The organism is Lysinibacillus agricola, assembly GCF_016638705.1.
Classification (GTDB): Bacteria; Bacillota; Bacilli; order Bacillales_A; family Planococcaceae; genus Lysinibacillus; species Lysinibacillus agricola.
Genome location: NZ_CP067341.1, coordinates 1,148,901 through 1,165,576 on the forward strand (window position 1 = coordinate 1,148,901; position 16,676 = coordinate 1,165,576).

Annotated in this window: 17 protein-coding genes; 10 read left to right on the forward strand and 7 right to left on the reverse strand. The window is 36.8% G+C overall.

Going from position 1 to position 16,676, the window contains the following annotated elements:
* Positions 1–49: 49 nt before the first annotated feature.
* The gene (gene ytvI / locus FJQ98_RS05395) at positions 50–1,114 is read right to left on the reverse strand and encodes a sporulation integral membrane protein YtvI (RefSeq protein ID WP_075807233.1); all 1,065 of its coding nucleotides are present in this window, start codon (positions 1,112–1,114) and stop codon (positions 50–52) included.
* Positions 1,115–1,341: 227 nt separating this feature from the next.
* The gene (locus FJQ98_RS05400) at positions 1,342–1,707 is read right to left on the reverse strand and encodes a YugN family protein (protein ID WP_053594668.1); all 366 of its coding nucleotides are present in this window, start codon (positions 1,705–1,707) and stop codon (positions 1,342–1,344) included.
* Between the two features lie 149 nt (positions 1,708–1,856).
* On the opposite strand from FJQ98_RS05400, the gene FJQ98_RS05405 reads away from it, so the two are divergent.
* Positions 1,857–2,978 carry a CAP domain-containing protein gene (locus tag FJQ98_RS05405; RefSeq protein ID WP_053594667.1) on the forward strand — a complete coding sequence of 374 codons (1,122 nt, stop codon included), beginning with the start codon at positions 1,857–1,859 and terminating at the stop codon, positions 2,976–2,978.
* A gap of 328 nt (positions 2,979–3,306) precedes the next feature.
* On the forward strand, positions 3,307–4,782 hold the full coding sequence (locus FJQ98_RS05410) for a UDP-N-acetylmuramoyl-L-alanyl-D-glutamate--2,6-diaminopimelate ligase (protein ID WP_053594666.1): 1,476 nt from the start codon (positions 3,307–3,309) through the stop codon (positions 4,780–4,782).
* On the opposite strand, the gene FJQ98_RS05415 is transcribed toward FJQ98_RS05410, so the two are convergent.
* The gene (locus FJQ98_RS05415; RefSeq protein WP_053594665.1) at positions 4,757–5,263 is read right to left on the reverse strand and encodes a PaaI family thioesterase; all 507 of its coding nucleotides are present in this window, start codon (positions 5,261–5,263) and stop codon (positions 4,757–4,759) included. The genes FJQ98_RS05410 and FJQ98_RS05415 overlap by 26 nt on opposite strands.
* A gap of 87 nt (positions 5,264–5,350) precedes the next feature.
* Here FJQ98_RS05415 and FJQ98_RS05420 point away from each other — a divergent pair, with 87 nt between their 5' ends.
* On the forward strand, positions 5,351–5,797 hold the full coding sequence (locus FJQ98_RS05420; protein WP_053594664.1) for a YlbF/YmcA family competence regulator: 447 nt from the start codon (positions 5,351–5,353) through the stop codon (positions 5,795–5,797).
* 164 nt (positions 5,798–5,961) lie between these two features.
* Positions 5,962–7,014, forward strand: a complete 1,053-nt coding sequence (locus tag FJQ98_RS05425; protein WP_053594663.1) for a tartrate dehydrogenase — start codon at positions 5,962–5,964, stop codon at positions 7,012–7,014.
* Positions 7,015–7,272: 258 nt separating this feature from the next.
* On the opposite strand, the gene FJQ98_RS05430 is transcribed toward FJQ98_RS05425, so the two are convergent.
* Positions 7,273–8,172, reverse strand: a complete 900-nt coding sequence (locus tag FJQ98_RS05430; RefSeq protein WP_053594662.1) for a glycerophosphodiester phosphodiesterase family protein — start codon at positions 8,170–8,172, stop codon at positions 7,273–7,275.
* 260 nt (positions 8,173–8,432) lie between these two features.
* Between FJQ98_RS05430 and FJQ98_RS05435 the strand changes: the two genes are divergently transcribed.
* Complete coding sequence (locus FJQ98_RS05435; protein ID WP_053594661.1) at positions 8,433–8,705, forward strand: YlbG family protein; 273 nt, start codon at positions 8,433–8,435, stop codon at positions 8,703–8,705.
* Between the two features lie 2 nt (positions 8,706–8,707).
* Here the strand turns inward: FJQ98_RS05435 and FJQ98_RS05440 are convergent, their stop codons facing one another.
* On the reverse strand, positions 8,708–9,097 hold the full coding sequence (locus FJQ98_RS05440) for a DUF7147 family protein (protein WP_053594660.1): 390 nt from the start codon (positions 9,095–9,097) through the stop codon (positions 8,708–8,710).
* A 56-nt stretch (positions 9,098–9,153) separates the two neighbouring features.
* On the opposite strand from FJQ98_RS05440, the gene FJQ98_RS05445 reads away from it, so the two are divergent.
* The 3 genes from FJQ98_RS05445 to coaD all read left to right on the forward strand — a co-directional run bounded on the left by FJQ98_RS05445 (position 9,154) and on the right by coaD (position 11,795).
* Positions 9,154–10,569 carry a hypothetical protein gene (locus FJQ98_RS05445; RefSeq protein WP_053594659.1) on the forward strand — a complete coding sequence of 472 codons (1,416 nt, stop codon included), beginning with the start codon at positions 9,154–9,156 and terminating at the stop codon, positions 10,567–10,569.
* 76 nt (positions 10,570–10,645) lie between these two features.
* Positions 10,646–11,206 carry a 16S rRNA (guanine(966)-N(2))-methyltransferase RsmD gene (rsmD, locus tag FJQ98_RS05450; RefSeq protein ID WP_053594658.1) on the forward strand — a complete coding sequence of 187 codons (561 nt, stop codon included), beginning with the start codon at positions 10,646–10,648 and terminating at the stop codon, positions 11,204–11,206.
* A 97-nt stretch (positions 11,207–11,303) separates the two neighbouring features.
* The gene (gene coaD / locus FJQ98_RS05455; RefSeq protein WP_053594657.1) at positions 11,304–11,795 is read left to right on the forward strand and encodes a pantetheine-phosphate adenylyltransferase; all 492 of its coding nucleotides are present in this window, start codon (positions 11,304–11,306) and stop codon (positions 11,793–11,795) included.
* Positions 11,796–12,293: 498 nt separating this feature from the next.
* Here the strand turns inward: coaD and FJQ98_RS05460 are convergent, their stop codons facing one another.
* Positions 12,294–13,193, reverse strand: a complete 900-nt coding sequence (locus FJQ98_RS05460) for a hypothetical protein (protein ID WP_241774558.1) — start codon at positions 13,191–13,193, stop codon at positions 12,294–12,296.
* 118 nt (positions 13,194–13,311) lie between these two features.
* Between FJQ98_RS05460 and FJQ98_RS05465 the strand changes: the two genes are divergently transcribed.
* A complete protein-coding gene (locus tag FJQ98_RS05465) occupies positions 13,312–14,358 on the forward strand; it encodes a SepM family pheromone-processing serine protease (protein ID WP_053594656.1) in 1,047 nt (348 codons plus the stop codon).
* A gap of 360 nt (positions 14,359–14,718) precedes the next feature.
* Here FJQ98_RS05465 and FJQ98_RS05470 read toward each other — a convergent pair whose 3' ends face one another.
* Positions 14,719–15,930 (reverse strand): nucleotidyltransferase, encoded by a 1,212-nt coding sequence (locus FJQ98_RS05470; protein WP_053594655.1) that lies wholly within the window; start codon positions 15,928–15,930, stop codon positions 14,719–14,721.
* A 203-nt stretch (positions 15,931–16,133) separates the two neighbouring features.
* Here FJQ98_RS05470 and FJQ98_RS05475 point away from each other — a divergent pair, with 203 nt between their 5' ends.
* On the forward strand, positions 16,134–16,667 hold the full coding sequence (locus tag FJQ98_RS05475) for a YceD family protein (RefSeq protein ID WP_053594654.1): 534 nt from the start codon (positions 16,134–16,136) through the stop codon (positions 16,665–16,667).
* Positions 16,668–16,676 lie beyond the last annotated feature (9 nt).

Genomic DNA, 16,676 nt, shown 5'->3' on the forward strand with positions numbered 1-16,676 from the left:
TCCGGACGTAATTATGCCGAGACATAATTAATTAAAAAAATCTCCCTCCTTATTCTTGAGAAGGTGGGAGATTTTTTATGGATGTTTGATTAAATAGAGAAAGAACAACGACAACGAGTAAAGGGCCGATTAAAATACCAAGAAACCCAAATACTTTAAAACCGATAAACATTGCAATAAAGGTTGTTAGTGAAGAAAGTCCAATTTTATTTCCGATAACTCTAGGCTCAATCATACGTCGAACTAAAAATTGTACGATTGTTAGTGCGACTAGAACAACAGCAAAGATATAATCACCTGTAAAGACTTTGTATATCGCCCAAGGGATAAGCAAAATAAATGAATCTAAAAAAGGAATGAAATCTAAAATAACTAATAAGAGTGCTAAAATTAGTGGGAATGGTGTTTTAAGTAAAAAAAAGGTTCCAAATGCTATAGCAAAAATGCAAATACCAACTAAAAATTGTGCTTTCATAAAACCAAATAAAGCAAGTTTCACACGTTGTCCAATAAATAGTAATTTTTGATGGTAGTGAAAGGGAATAGGCGCTAAGATTTTACGATTGATAGTTGGCAATTCTAAAAGAAGCATATATAACACAATCCAATAAACAAAAATATCAAACAATCGTGAAGGTATATGCGTAAGTAATGATGACCAAACATTCACATTTGTTAAAGAAAGTGCGAATTTTTCGATTGAAGATAGAGCCCGTGCTATCGTAAGTTGAATTTGTATAACAAGATCTAAGGGTAAATGATACGTATAGTTGGAAAGCTTGGATTGTATTTGAATCCACAGTGCTGACAGCTGATTGAGGTACTCTGGAATATGGATGATAAATGTTGAAAATTGTTTCCAGCTTATAAATATAACGAGAATACATAATAGTAAAGTTATACTTGAAAAGAACATAAAGAAAATGGATGCGACTATTTTGCGTTTTTTTCGGAACCGTTTACTGATTCGTGTGATGACAGGTTCCAATAGTAATGCAGTTACGTAGGCAAGTAGTATTGGTAATGACAAGGATATAAACCAGAAAATAGCAATTCCGATAGCTATTACGATTATTGGATGTCGAAAAAAGGGCCGTTTGAAAAATTGTAACATTTATCTCACCTACATCATGTAAAAGATATAGTTAGTATGAGAAGAAATAATATTTTTACTCAAAATAAAAAAGACTGGACCACCAGTCTTTTCAGATATAGCTATTGCACTGCACGCTGTTGCCAACTTTATGTTAACTCTGTCCTGTCAACGTATAACAGATAAATGATAAAAAATGATTTCAATGTTTAATTGACAAGCATGCACCGTGAATTAACTATCTAAAATTACGCATGAATTTCAAAAGCTTGTAAGTCTAATTTAACCTTTTTTAAGATTTCTTCACATTTTTTTACAAGATGTGCTGGGAAAACTTCGTCATCTCCATACTCAACACCATGTGGATAGTAGTACTTACCAAGTGCTGGTTTCATTAATGTTAAGATTGCATCGTGAGCACCAACATCACCAGATTTTGCATATGCAAATACACGTAGATAGTAACGTCCCTCACGAGTATCGAAACGCTTATCAAATGTCATACGTTCGTAGTCCCAGCCGCCATCACATTCTAAACCATTTTTTTTCATGACGCTTACAATAAGTTCTTGATCAGCTGTTAAATTTTCAAGGTTAGTATTTTCAAAATACATCTATAATCCTCCTTTAGGTTCTCGTACAAAGTATACGCTCATTTTTATAATAGAGCATATTCGACATTGTTGCAATGACAACATTGTGTCAACCCAATTACAATTGATATAATAACTTACAGAATAATGGTGATGAAAAGGAGTCATGTATGAAAGCTTTATTTCGCATTTTTATGGCATGTGCTGCAATTGCGTTGATTGGCTTTATGTTTTTTAATACACCACGGGAAAACGAGCCACTAAAAGGCCCGAATGCCAATTCAAATATTATTCCCAAAACCGAGTTAAAGCAGCCTGAAATGGGAGCAACGACACGTCCAAAAAGTGGGATGTCGACATTAATCGGTCAAGAAGCTAAGGTGGTTTTGGAGAAATATGGTGAACCAGTACGCAAGGAACCATCCTCCTATGGATATGATTGGTGGATCTATAATACCAGATCTTCTACATTTTTCATGGTAGGCGTTGACAATAATGTTGTGACACAAGTTTACATTGCTGGCGAAGATTTGGATGCATCTCCTTTTAAGGTTGGTCAGAAGCGCGATGACATATACCGAATGACAATTATTGATTATGAAGTAACTGCGAATGTAGGTGAAAATATTTTCATTTTCTCAATGAGTGAAGAAGATATGCAAACACGATTGCTTGTAAAATTCGATGGGCTTTTTGCACAACTCTATATAGATAGAGAAACGAGTGAGCTACAAGGAATACGTTTTACTAATAGTGAAACGCTAGTTCTTCATCAACCGTATGAAATGACCTATCAAGGAGAGCTTGTTACATCAACACCGCCGTCTTCCTTTTTACAGCAGGAAATCAATGTAGCGAATGCTGCGCAGCTTGACGATTTAATAAATGTAACAAGGGTTTATCATGATTTACCTGCATTAGAAATTGATGAATCAATAGAGGAAGTTGCAAAAATGCATAGTGAAGATATGAAGGTTCAAAATTTTCTTGGACATGAATCACCAACAAATGGAGATTTAAAAAAGAGATTAGAAACACAGGGAATCGAATATAGTGAGGCGAATGAAAATCTTGCGACTGATTATTTTGATGCTATCGAAGCAATGCATGGCTGGCTCAATTCACCTGAGCATCGAAAAGTTATCTTAAATGATAAATATACTACAGTTGGATCTGGAGTATTTTTAAACTATTATACGCAAATATTCTTAGAACCTTCTTCTCAGAAACTGGATAGTGAGAATAAGGACTCTGAGGAACCGGAAGAAAATATTGATGAATCATCACCATGAAATTTTAATCAGTGGGGTTTTCTTCCCCGCTGATTGTTAGTCTTCATCAATCGAGCTTTTACAGGTAGGTAATCTCTTCTTTGCTTTCGCTGAATTTTGAGGTGGGAATCGTAACGCTCGTTAATACGGGATAAAATAGAAATCTGAGACTGAAGGTAAACTTGGCGAAATCAAGTTTATCTTCAGTCTTTTCATTTTCTAAAATCTTATGCTTTTGCGAAAAAAGATGAGCAGCGGTGTAGACCACTATAACATAGAGCATCTACATTTTTCGTAACACCGTTACATTCGCCGTCATATGATAGAGAACTGAAAGGGGGAATGAAGCTTGCAATTAGCTGAGCTATTGAAAGACTGGCCATGTAGCGTGACTGGAGGATCTATCCGCACAAGTATTACGGGTGTTGAGGATTATGCACAGGCAATAAAGCCAGGAGATATTTTTATTGTTCGCAAGGGCAAGAAAACAACGGGAAGTCGTTTTGTAAAAGAAGCAATAGCACGAGGTGCTGCCGCCATTGTATCAGAGGAAAGTATTTCACTACCTATTATCGATCAAAATATTCCTTCTGTTTGGGTTCCAAATACATCCTTATTTTTATCGTATGCGAGTGCAAAGCTTTCAGCCTTTCCAGCAGAAGCATTAACAGTAATTGCGATTACAGGTACAAATGGTAAAACAACAGTGAGCCATTTTGTGAGCCAATTGTTAAGAGCTTTACATAAAAATGTAGCAGTTATTGGAACTGTAGGATTATTCATCAATGGACAGAAACAACAAACGATATATGAGCAATTAACAACATTGCAGGCAAAAGAGTTGCATCCGATTTTAAAGCAATGTGTACGAAATGGTGTTACACATGTTGTTTTGGAAGCTTCATCAATGGGGCTACAGCAACATCGACTTGATCATTGTGACATCGATTGTGGCGTCTTTTTAAATTTATCGGAGGACCATTTAGAGGATCATGGAGGACTTGAGGCATATAAGCGTGCGAAAAAAAGGCTGGCAGATTTATCAAAAAAGCTAGTGCTAAATGGAGACGATAATTTTTGCCGTTCTGTCGGTATTTATGATAAGAAAAAATCCTGTTCATTTGGCTTTGATAATCATAATGATTTACATATCCAAATTGTCAGTGAATCAATTGGAAAAACGGTACTTTGTTTACAAACGTCATCGAGTGAGCATATTGTAGAAATCCCTTTCGTTGGAAAGTATCATGTGCAAAATGCTGTAGCAGCGTTAATGGCTTTATGGCGTCTAGGTTTCTCCATTGAAGAGATAGCTGAGCATATGTGGTCGTTAAAGCTACCAGAAGGAAGACTTGAGAAAATTGACAATCCATTTGGACTTGATGTGTATGTAGATTACGCGCATACTGCAGAGGCACTACAGGCAGTTTTGCAAACTTTTGATCGCTCGAAAACTCTTTACCTTGTATTTAGCTGTGGGGGAAATCGAGATAAGGCAAAACGTTTTGCGATGGGAGCTGTAGCTAGTAAGTATGCAGATGTCATTTTTTTAACAACCGATAATCCACGCGATGAAGACCCTATCTTAATTAATGAAAGTATTATTGCTGGTTTTACTGAACAGCAATATTATGAAATCTTTTTAGATCGAAAAGTCGCCATTCATCAGGCATTAGCAAAGGCAGAAAAAGGAGATATTGTACTTGTTGCCGGAAAAGGGCATGAACAGACCCAACAAATAAAAAATCAAAAATTCCCTTTTTCCGATCAACAATGTATTCGAGACTACTTTTTAAATATTATGACTGAGGACGGCGTTGAATGACGAAGAAAGAAGCAGTCGCAATAGCAAGTTTGCGTCCAGTCTCATCCTCGATATCACATTCCATCACAAGTGTTTGACGCCCTTTATGTACGAAACGTCCACGAGCGATTAGTTCTTTGTTAGTTGTTGTGGCAATATAAGAGACATTGATATTTGTTGTGACAACATTAAAGCCTTCTGGTACCGAACGCGAAGCAAGTCCTCCCATTGCTGCATCCGCAATTGTTGCAATTATCCCTCCATGTGGGACCTTAATTGTATTATGGATAACGGGTGTAATAGGGATACGAACCTCGCTGACCTCAGGCTCAAACTTACCCACCATATGTAAGGCAGCATTAATATAACGGCGATGAATACCTTGTTGTTTATCACGAAGTCCAGACAATAAATGCAGTAAAACTTCCTCATCTTCAGCTGTACTATGTTGTAAAATATCTGCTAATAATTCTTCTATTTGTCCTTTAGATGATGTTACCAATTAAAAAACTCCTTCATTTAAAAATATCAATAATGTAAAATTACCACAAAATCTGTTATGATGGGAAAGAGATTGGGGGAATTAAAAATGATGATGACCTCTGACTGGGGAATCATTTTGGATGAGGCCGATGCGCTTTGTGAGATGATTCTTTCCTCTGAACCTGCGAAAACGCTGCAACAAGCGTATGATGCTGTTTATGGCGACGTCCAATTAGTTGAAGCTATTCACGCATTTAATCGCATGAAAGAGCAGTACGAAGATGTACAACGTTTCGGAAAATATCATCCGGATTATCATACAATTATGAAATCGATTCGTCAGCAAAAGCGCGCACTCGATTTAAATGAAAAGGTTTCGGCCTTAAAGATTGCTGAAAACGATTTTCAAGATTTACTTGACGAAATAAGCCTACTTATAGGAAAAACTGTATCAGAAGCAGTGAAAGTTCCTGTAAGTAATCCGTTCTTTGCATCAGGTTCTTCATGTGGTGGAGGATGTGGCTCAGGCGGTTCTTGCTCTTGCTCTGCATAAACAAGGTAATATTTCTTCTTAGACTGTATACAAACTCGATGAATTATGAGTTTGTATACAGTCTTTTTTTATGACAATGCTATTGCGACTTCGGGGTGTAATAATGACGGGAAAATTGTATAGTAATTGAATAAGCAATATAGAAATTAAAGGAGGATTAACAGATGAATACTTATCGAATTGCCGTTATACCAGGAGATGGAATTGGTAAAGAGGTTGTACCAGCGGCGATAGAAGTTCTGAATAAAGCCGCCCAATTAGATGGCAGCTTTCAATTTGAATGGACAACATTCCCATGGGGCTGTGATTATTATTTAGAGACCGGTAAAATGATGCCTGATAATGGTATTGAAATTTTGAAAGGGTACGATCAAATCTTTTTAGGTGCTGTAGGTATGCCAGATTTAGTACCAGATCACATTTCATTATGGGGGCTACTTATTAAAATCCGCCGTGAGATGAAGCAATCTATTAATGTGCGTCCAGCAAAGCTACTTCAAGGTTTGCCTTCCCCTTTACGTAACCCAAATGGCTTTGATTTTGTTGTTGTACGTGAAAACTCAGAGGGAGAGTATGCGGAGAGCGGTGGCAGAATACATAGTGGACAGGATGAGGTTGCTATCCAAAATGCTATTTTCACAAGGAAGGGTACGGAACGTGCAATGCGATATGCATTTGAAATGGCGAAAACTCGACGCGGGCATGTGACAAGTGCCACAAAATCTAATGGAATTACCTACAGTATGCCTTTTTGGGATGAAGTATTTGCTAAAGTAGGTAAAGATTACGAGAACATAGGACAAGTATCTAATCATATTGATGCTTTAGCTGCTTTTTTAGTGATGAAGCCAGAAAACTTCGATGTAATTGTTGCATCAAATTTATTTGGGGATATTTTAACTGATTTAGGTGGCGCAATTATGGGGAGTATTGGAATTGCTCCGGCTGCAAATTTAAATATAGAACGACAATATCCATCCATGTTTGAACCAGTCCATGGCTCTGCTCCTGATATTGCAGGACAAGGGATAGCAAATCCGTTTGGACAAATTTGGACAGGTAAAATGATGCTTGACTTCTTAGGTTATCATGAGCTTGGAACAAAAGTGCTGAATGCGATGGAAGCAACATTAGCGAAAGGTATTAAAACAGCCGATTTGGGAGGAACAGCGACATTACGTGATGTAACAGATGCGGTATTACATCATTTACAATAAAGTTAAAGCCTCCAGACGTAATTACGCCAAGGCGAACACGGAGCGCAGCGGAGGAAGCGGCTCGTCGCTCGCCCGCAGGAAAGCGAGTGGCCCGTAGCGGATATCAGAGCCTTCTAATTTAATTAGGATGGATAAAAATGGTTAATCAACACACTTGATAAAATATAATAATAAAAGGTAAGGGCTGTTAGAAGAGGCCCTTACCAATCAATGTGTCAACCATTATAAAATGAAGGGGAGCCTCCATTCCTTTGTTTCTTATTTTTGTAGTAGCTCTACAGCAATATCAGGTCGATCTGTAACAATACCTTTTGCACCGTTGTGAATTAATCTATTCATTGTTGCCACATCATTAATTGTCCAATAGTGTACAGGGATGTTTAAGTTGCTTAAAAACTGAATAAACTTCGGAGAATCCAGTGTAATTACTCCTGATTTAGGTGGTATCTGGAATACATCTACCTTTGGATGATATAAATGTCCGAATTGGCTTGAGAAAGAAGCGAATGCTTTACGAACATCTGATTCACCTGCACCGAGTGCTACTTGGTTTTGCGCATATAGATTAAAGCGATCGATCTGTTCACCGTAAAAGCTTGTGACAACTACTCGATTCTCTGCACCAAGCTCTTCAATTAAACGCCATAGTTTAGAAGGCATTAAACTTCCCTCATAAGTATCTGGTGCGTCTTTAATATCAATATTCACCAACATATTTGGATAAGTTTCTAGTAGTTCCCGTAATGTGACAACGTCAATTTTTTCATTTCGATAAGGAACTTCCCCATCTAAATCTTCAAATTGATAGCCGTGGTTTAAAGCATTTATTTCTGCTAAAGTCATGTCTGCAACAAGACCATAGCCATCTGTCGTACGATCAACAGTATCATCATGGAAAACGATAATTTCCTCATCTTTGGTTAAGCGAATGTCTATTTCAAAGCCGTCAACACCAAACTGTGCGGCTTTTTTAAAAGCAGGCATTGTATGTTCTGGTGCTAAGTGAGCACCGCCACGATGTGCGAGAATGATTGGGTGATCAAATTGTAATGCTTGTTTACCTTCTCGTTGTTGAGGTTTAGAAATAGCTTTACTACCTGCCCAAGCAGCTGCACTTGCCGCTGCGATTGCGAGCGCAATTTTTGTTTTCTTACCCATGTTCGTCCTCCTTAACAATTAAAATGATATAAAAAGTACTAGTGAATTCACTTTTCATTTTCAGTGAGCAAACAAAATCAGAGAAATTTCTAACTTAAACTAGAGCTCTATTAACTTACATAAGTGAATGTAAAACTCTTAATCAACGTTGTATGCTTTTCCATTATAACGGAAAAATGAGCGTTCTGTCAGCTAAACTCTGTTGCTATCATTTTCCGGTCTATGGTATTCTTTTATGTAAGAAATGAGGGGAATACGATATGAACGAACGACAAGGACTAATCGTTTACGTCCATCAATTAAAACATGCGAAGTCTCTTCGAAAATATGGTCATGTTCTTTATATTTCTCGAAGGCAAAAATATGTAGTGATTTATTGCGAGCAAGAGGAAATTGAATCAATGACAACAAAACTACAACGCCTTCCATTCGTGAAAGACGTTGTAAAGTCTTATCGTCCATTTGTTAAAACAGAGTATGAAAATGCAAAACCAGATAAAGCGAAAGAATATGACTATAAAGCAGGTCTATAGTATTATATCAACGCCGGAACGTAGTGATGAAGTCTCATTATTCCAATTAAGTATTGATAAAATAGTTTTGATTCCGAAAATATAGAAGAGTGCTTTATTTCTACAACAACCGCTTTTCTATCTAGTCGTTTAATACTTTCTTCAAACATTTTTTGTCGCTGTGAAGGCTGCTCTTCATTATAAGGGATGCCTTCTCGACAAATATAAATCGGCATGAATTTACTTTCACCAACTGGTTTTAAAGCGACTGCTAAAGAGGTAACCTTTTTTTCTTCTTTAGTGGATGTTAGTATAAAGGCTTGGTGGAAGCGATCTTGATTGGTTCTCACGATTTCAAGTAGCTCATAAACATCACCATAGCCCTCACCTAATTCTATAAATTGTTGTGGCATAAAAATTGCACATCCTTTCCAATACACATAGTATCATGCTGCGGGAGGTCAAGCACATGAAATTTGCAATGAGTTTTTTTTCCATACTAGCACTAATTATTACTGGAACAATATTTTTCCAGTACCATGCTTATTCGTCTGACTTAGAGACAGGAAATGGCGAATTCCATTATTCGCAAGAGATAGAAATTGTCTATCGGGAAAATAGCTTGGATATTCGCCAACATTTTAAAAATTTACCCAACCAAAAGGTGAAAATAAAGTGGCCAGAAAATGCTGTAAATCCTAGTTGCTTTATCGAAAACGAAAAAAGCTGTGATCGCTTATCAGAAGAAGTCTCATACTTTAAAAAAGGAGAGACTAAATCGCAATCTGTTTCATACATAATTCCAATTGAGGGTGGCTTAAAAGAAAAAATGCTCATCCAAAATGTTTTCGCCACATTAACGAATGGTGAAACATCTTATTCTGTTGTACATATTTCAACTGATAGTAAAATTGTTGGTCAGTGGATAACTGGCTTGCCATTAGTAGGTCAGCAACAACTTTCACTTGTTAACTATACAATGTTTAGTGGATATGGTACAGTTCGTGATATTTATTGGCAAACGGGTAATCTTAAGGTACAAGAGCAAACCCCTGTGTTATCTATTTATGCCCCGGAAGCTATTTCCAAGGATTTCTTAACTTCATTGGAAAATTTACAATTTTTGAATGATCAACATATTGCTATTATTCAAGAAAAGAATCCAGTGAAAGAGCATGATGATCGACTTTTATTTTTGCCAGAATTAACTGAACAAGCTGTGGAGAAAGAAGTTATATTGTCACAAATAAAGTCACAATATAAGTTTGAAGATTCACCAACATGGTTGCCGGAAGTTGTGGCATCTTATTTAGTGAAGGATACGATTGGTTCTGCTAAAACAAAGGAAATCGTGAAGACATTAAAAGAATATATGACGGCTAATCAAGAGTCGGCATGGCAGGAAGCTCTAAATAAGCTTGGGGAAGAGCCAATTTCTCCTGCAACAATGGACGAGCTTTTATCCGTGGTGTTAGATGCAAAAACGTCTTATTTTAAGCTGAATGCGGACCAAGAAAATGGCACATATCCACTATTATTTGAGGATGATCGAAGTGTTTATGTCAATGATGTTTTGAAAGAAGATATTCAAGTAATTCTCTTTGAAGGACAAGTATTATATACTGCTGATACATTATTGCCATATCTAGGCTATACTGCAGGTGAAGGTGAAAATGGATATTATATAAATAGTGATAATCGCACCTTCCGATTCCCAAAAGAACCTGGATTTTATGTATTTAATCAACGTAGATATTCTACTATTTCAGAACCGATTGTTAAAATTGCCAATCATTATTACGTTGAAGAAGCTTGGCTACAACGATTATTTTTAGTAGAATTACAAAAAAGTGATGATCGTATCCAGGTCTTAACACAAGAATAAATTTTTGCAGCGGAGGTTCATCTTTCGCTGCAAAAATACTTTTATATGGAATAAGAAAGTACGGTGATTTGCGAAGATGAGAGTTGTAGCAGGAGAACGTAAAGGGATGCCGTTAAAGGCGATTACAGGGAACACGACGAGGCCTACAACAGATAAAGTAAAGGAATCCATTTTTAATATTATTGGTCCATTCTTTGATGGAGGCATAGCGCTCGATTTATTTGCAGGAAGCGGTGGCTTAGGCATCGAATCTTTAAGTAGAGGGGCAGAGCAAGCCGTTTTTATTGAAAAGGATGCAAAGGCATTCCAAGTGCTACAGGAAAACATAAAAAAATGTCGTTACGAGGATTGTTCTGAGCTATTTCGCATAGATGCGAAGCGTGCTGTGAAAGCGTTATTAAAACGTGATATTACATTTAAATTAGTATTTTTAGATCCACCATACCATCACAAAGAATATTATGACTTAGTACAGATCCTTGTCGACAATGATAAAATTCAACATGATGGCATCATTTTATGTGAGCATGCAAAAGAAGTAGAATTACCACAAAGATTTGGGGACTTTGTATTAAAAAGACAAGAAACATATGGTGGAACGATTATTTCAGTTTATTTGTGCGAAAGCGGAGTGTAAACGAAGCGTCATCAACACATGTTTGCTGTAGCGAAGCAAGAGCTACCATTACGCCAAGGCGAAATTGATCGTTGCACAGAGGAAGAGGGAGAATAAGTTGTCAGAGAAAATTGCTGTAGTTCCAGGAAGTTTTGATCCGGTGACATTTGGCCATTTAGATATTATTAAACGTGCGGCAGATGTGTTTGACACAGTTTATGTTGCTGTTTTAAATAATTCATCAAAGCAGCCATTATTTTCAGTAGAAGAGCGTATGGCTTTAATGGCTGAGGTAACTAAAACCTTGCCCAATGTACGTATTGAAAGCTCATCTGGACTGCTAATAGACTATGCTAAGGAAAAAAAGGCAAAGGCGATTGTCCGTGGTTTGCGTGCTGTTTCGGATTTCGAATACGAAATGCAAATTACTTCGATGAACCGTTTTCTTGATGAAACTATTGAAACGTTTTTCATTATGACAAAAAATCAATACTCATTCTTAAGTTCAAGCATTGTCAAAGAGGTTGCGAAATATGGTAGTGATGTCAGTGAGCTTGTTCCTACTTGTGTTGTAGCAGCTTTAAAAGAAAAGTATGATTTTACAAAATAAACTACAAAGAGGATGTCTTAATTTTAAGGCATCCTTATTTTATTTGATAAAAATAAATTTAGGAAATATCAAGCGTGCTGATTAGGAAAATATAGGTTTATTATTGAGTGATAAAAGGATTTTTTTGTTGCTATTTTGCTAATATATGTCCATTTTAACTGATTGTAGCGTAGGGCTACTCGACTCCCGCAGGAAAGCGAGTAGCCCGTGGCGGAAATCAGAGCCTTCTAATTAATTAGGATGGATAAAAAATGGTTAATCAACACACCTGAGGAATTATCATAATATTTTTCTGCTGATTTGCTTTTACAATTGAGAAAGGTTAAAGGAATAAGCAAAATGGTTGATTTCCCTCTACCGCCTACTCCTCGGTCTCATCAAGGACACCAATCTTCTAAGAGTCGTCCAGTCTTCACTCATTCCTGAAATCCAAAGTCGCCTACTTCTTATAACGATGAGCTTCATTTTTACTCTAAAGATAAAGATAAGAACGATTTTTTATTTTAAGAAAAAAAGAGCATAAATAGTAGGCACAATGATTATGCTAAGTAGGCGGAATTTTATATATGGTCGAACGGATAGCTTGGCTGATTTCGCAATAACAAAAATTTGTAAGTGAATGCTTATACTTTGCATAGTTAACAACATAACAACTAGTAATGGTAAATACGAAAGGTTAGGGAAGGCCGAGACGGTCATTTTAAGACCATTTGTAACTTCAAGAATTGCGGCTATGGAAAGCTCAGCCGCATATGGAAGTTTAGGTATCAGTGAATCTAAGCCTTGCTGTACAATCGTCTGGATGGTAGTGAAAAAAATTATTGTAGTTCCAACTAATAGTATTGTTGGTGCTGTTTCTTTTATGCTTTCTGAAAATGGTGCAGTATTTAAAGGTGTATTGTGTATGGAAATGCTAGGAGGATCAATTTTACGGAATAAAAAATAGCCAGTAATTAAACAACAAATATTAAAACTATGTAGTAAACATAAAAACATCCATCCGAACGTACTACTTTGTAATAAATCAAGGCTTACAAAACCTAGCACAAAAAGTGGACTTGGTGCATGACATACGGCTAATAAAAAATTTGCCTCTTTTGGATGTAGTTGACCACTGTTTTTTAAGTAAACAATTGTTGTTGCTCCAGACGGATATCCCCCGAGTGCGCTAATAATATAGGCTTGTACGTATAAAGAAGCTCTTTTTGTTTTCGTTCGCATAGGAGCAGTTAAACGGAGAAGCCATTGCGTTAAAATAAGATAAGGTAATAAATATGGGAATAGCGCATCCATAAAAAGGTTCAAACCTAAATCAGTACCATGATGAGCTGTTTGTGGGAATAACAAGAGTAATAGAATAAGAACTATGCAAATCGCTATTTGAATTGTCGCGTACATGTTATCATCTCATTTCAACTTTTTGTCATTCACATAGGCAAATGCTAAAATCAATATATGTAAAAAAGGCAAAAACATGAACGTATGGTTTTGCGAGCGTCCTAGGAGGTGTTTTTCAATGAAGAAAAAAATTAGTATTTATTCAGTGTTATTAGTCGTTATTTGTTTTTTAATGTTATACCGACTAGACGCTTATATTATGAAGCCTGGAAGTGCTTATGATGTCAGTAAATTTGTTAACGTTGAAAATAACCATACTGACGATAAAGGATCCATGAGTTTAATGACAGTGGCTATGCAGCAAGCAACGCCTTTTTCGTATCTGTGGGCGAAAACACAAAAATATCAAAAACTAATGGATATTACTCAAGTTCGAAATCCAATGGAGGATGAAGAGGAATACAATGTTCGACAGTATAAATTAATGTCTGATTCACAATTTAATGCAAAATATATAGCTTTTCAAAAAGCTGGCCTTCAAACAAAAATTCTTTTCAATGGTGTTTTTGTATTAAATGTCCTAGATGGTGGTGCTTCAGATAATCTACTAAAAGCTGGCGATGAAATTATTGAAGTTGATGGACAAAAAATTAGTAACCAACAAATGCTTGTAGATCTTTTGAAACCAAAGCAACTTGGGGACAAGGCGACCATTAAATTTATACGTAATAAAAAAGAACAAGAAGTAACGATAACGTTAAAGGAAATTCCTGAGTCAGAAGAGAAAAGAGCTGGTTTAGGTATTTCGTATACTGAAAGTAAATCTATTGAAACAAATCCAAATGTGACTATGAAGACAGAGGATATTGGAGGTCCATCTGCTGGCCTGATGTTTACATTAGAAATTTTAGATCAACTACTCGAAGAAGATTTAACAAAAGGTTATGCTGTTGCAGGTACAGGGGAAATGCTGGCTGATGGCTCTGTTGGAAGAATTGGTGGAATAGATTATAAAATCATTGCTGCGGATCGAGATGATATGGAAATCTTTTTTGCGCCAGATGATGAAATTACTCCAGAAATGAAAGCGAAATATCCTGAGCTGGAATCTAATTATGATACTGCAGTAAGGACTGCTAAAGAAATTGGTACAAAAATGAAAATAGTTCCAGTTAAAACTGTTGATGATGCAATCGAATATTTAAAACAATTACAGCCAAAATAAAGTTTTATTACCGTAACGTGGAGTTGCTTTCCATTCCGACTGGGCGACATAAAAAGTAAAAAGGATTCACACATAGTTTTGTGTATGAATCCTTTTTTCTCTTTGGAAGGTGGATGTCGATAAAAATTAAAAGTTGGGTGATAAAACGTGAAAGTTAGTCGATAAAATTCAAAAGTTTGTCGATAATTCCTGAAAGTGTTCCGATAAAACTAAAAAGTTGGATGTCATTTTGTTAAAACGTATATCATGTGAATCAGCCTCTCGCTTTGCACAAGAGCTATAATGTGATTTTACTGACGTAATTGTTTTCTAACAGCATAAAAGGATGCTAGAAGAATTTCTAGCATCCTTTTTCGTTACTTAAAAACGAATCGGTGGTGTTTGATAATCTTTAGGAAGACTTTGCTCTTTTGTTCCATGTTCTATACTTAAATTGTAAACCTCTGCTGCATGAATATCTACAGCAAGCATAGTATCATCCATAGCTGCAACCCGACTGATTAAAGGTAAAGGTATGTCTTTTTTATGCATTCCTAAATAGGCTTGTCCATTCTTACTCATACCAAGTAAACGTATATTGGATGGGGCATCAAAGCTTTGTAACTGTTCCTTTGTAAATCCAGTATAAATATGTGTGAGCATACGCTGAAGTCGTGTCCACGTATAGCGTTTTGATTTAATTTTCTCCATAAAGCTGCTGAATGAAAGACTTGTTTTCGCTGCTTTAATAAGAGCATGCTCAATTCCTTCTGTTACTTCAGCGTAGCGAGTAAGTTCATTAGGTGTATGCCGAATAAGTGTAAACTGTAAGAAAGGCCAAAATGTTTCCCAACTTGCGAATTTACCGTATTTTTCATACCAATCAGCTAAATAATCAAACGATGCTTTAGGGAGAACGTCTTGCACACTTTGTAGAGCACTGGTTGCTGCTAGAGCCTTGCGTATTCCTGTGGCACTAGCAATTGATGCACCTTCTTGTAAAGCGTCGTGGTAACCTGCTGCAATGCGAGGGATAGTTAATGGCTTAATGTTACTATCTAGCATCATGGCAGCCTCAATATAATGAAAACCAAGTATATTGTTTGGTTGTGCCAAATCAATGTATGTAGCAGGAAACTTTTGAGAAAGCTGTTCATAGGCATAATGTAGACTTTTAGGATAGCTTGCTCCCGTTTTAAGGCTTTTTTTAATAAAAGCGTCATATTCAGTGCGATGATTGTTAATAAGCTGGAACGTATTCATAAAGGGTTGAATGGCACCGTCTTCGCTTCCAAAGGCAAAAGAATCGCAGCCAATTGCAGACAGTAAGGAAATCGCACCTTTTGCGAAATCAGTTGCAGGCGCGGTACTATAGACATAGGGTAGCTCGATGACAATATCAACACCACCTGCCAGAGCCATTTTTGTGCGTGTCCATTTATCGACCATGGCTGGTTCACCACGCTGCAAAAAATTACCACTCATGACAGCGATGACAATATCCGCTTGTGCTACTTTTTTTGCCTGTTCCAAATGATAGGCATGTCCATTGTGAAAAGGATTGTATTCAACTACTATTCCGACTGCTTGCATTAATTAAGCCCCCTTTATCATTATCATTTGCTTCTCGTTCTAAGTAATTTCAGAGCCTGTTGCTTATTAGAACTGTTTGGAGCAAATACACTTACCGTAGTATATAATTATAGGTGGGTTTTATTGAGGTGACAAGAAATTATCTTGACATCTATTTTTACACATTATATAATCAACATTGTTGTCTCGAGGTGATTAAACGAATGAAATGGTCAATTCATCAATTATCTAAATACCGCCAAAACGGGATGCCAATCGATGCCTATGTCCAATTGGACGAGGTGATGGAGCGAAACCAGGATATTCGAGCAATTTCGCCCATTCATGTAAAAGGGCTATGTACTTTCGGTGCATCGCAAATGACATGTCAGCTAACCGTGACAGCGACGTTAACACTACCATGTGCACGCACGTGGGAAGATGTTGAGTTTCCTATCGAAGTTGAGACAGTTGAAGTTTTCAGCTGGATTGACGAGGAAAAACGAGGGGAAGATGACGGAGAAATTCACTATCTTGATGGTGAAGTAATCGACATGAAGCCGGTTATCGAGGAGTTAGTGCTTCTTGAAATACCTTTGCAAGTGTTCAAGGAGAATACCGAAGGACAAGTGCAAGGTGGTAAAAACTGGTCTTACGCAACAGATGAAGACGTTGAACTACACAAAAAAGCTGACACACAAAAAGTGGATCCAAGACTAGCTAATTTAGCTAAGTATTTTGATCAAACAGACGAATAGACGATCTGT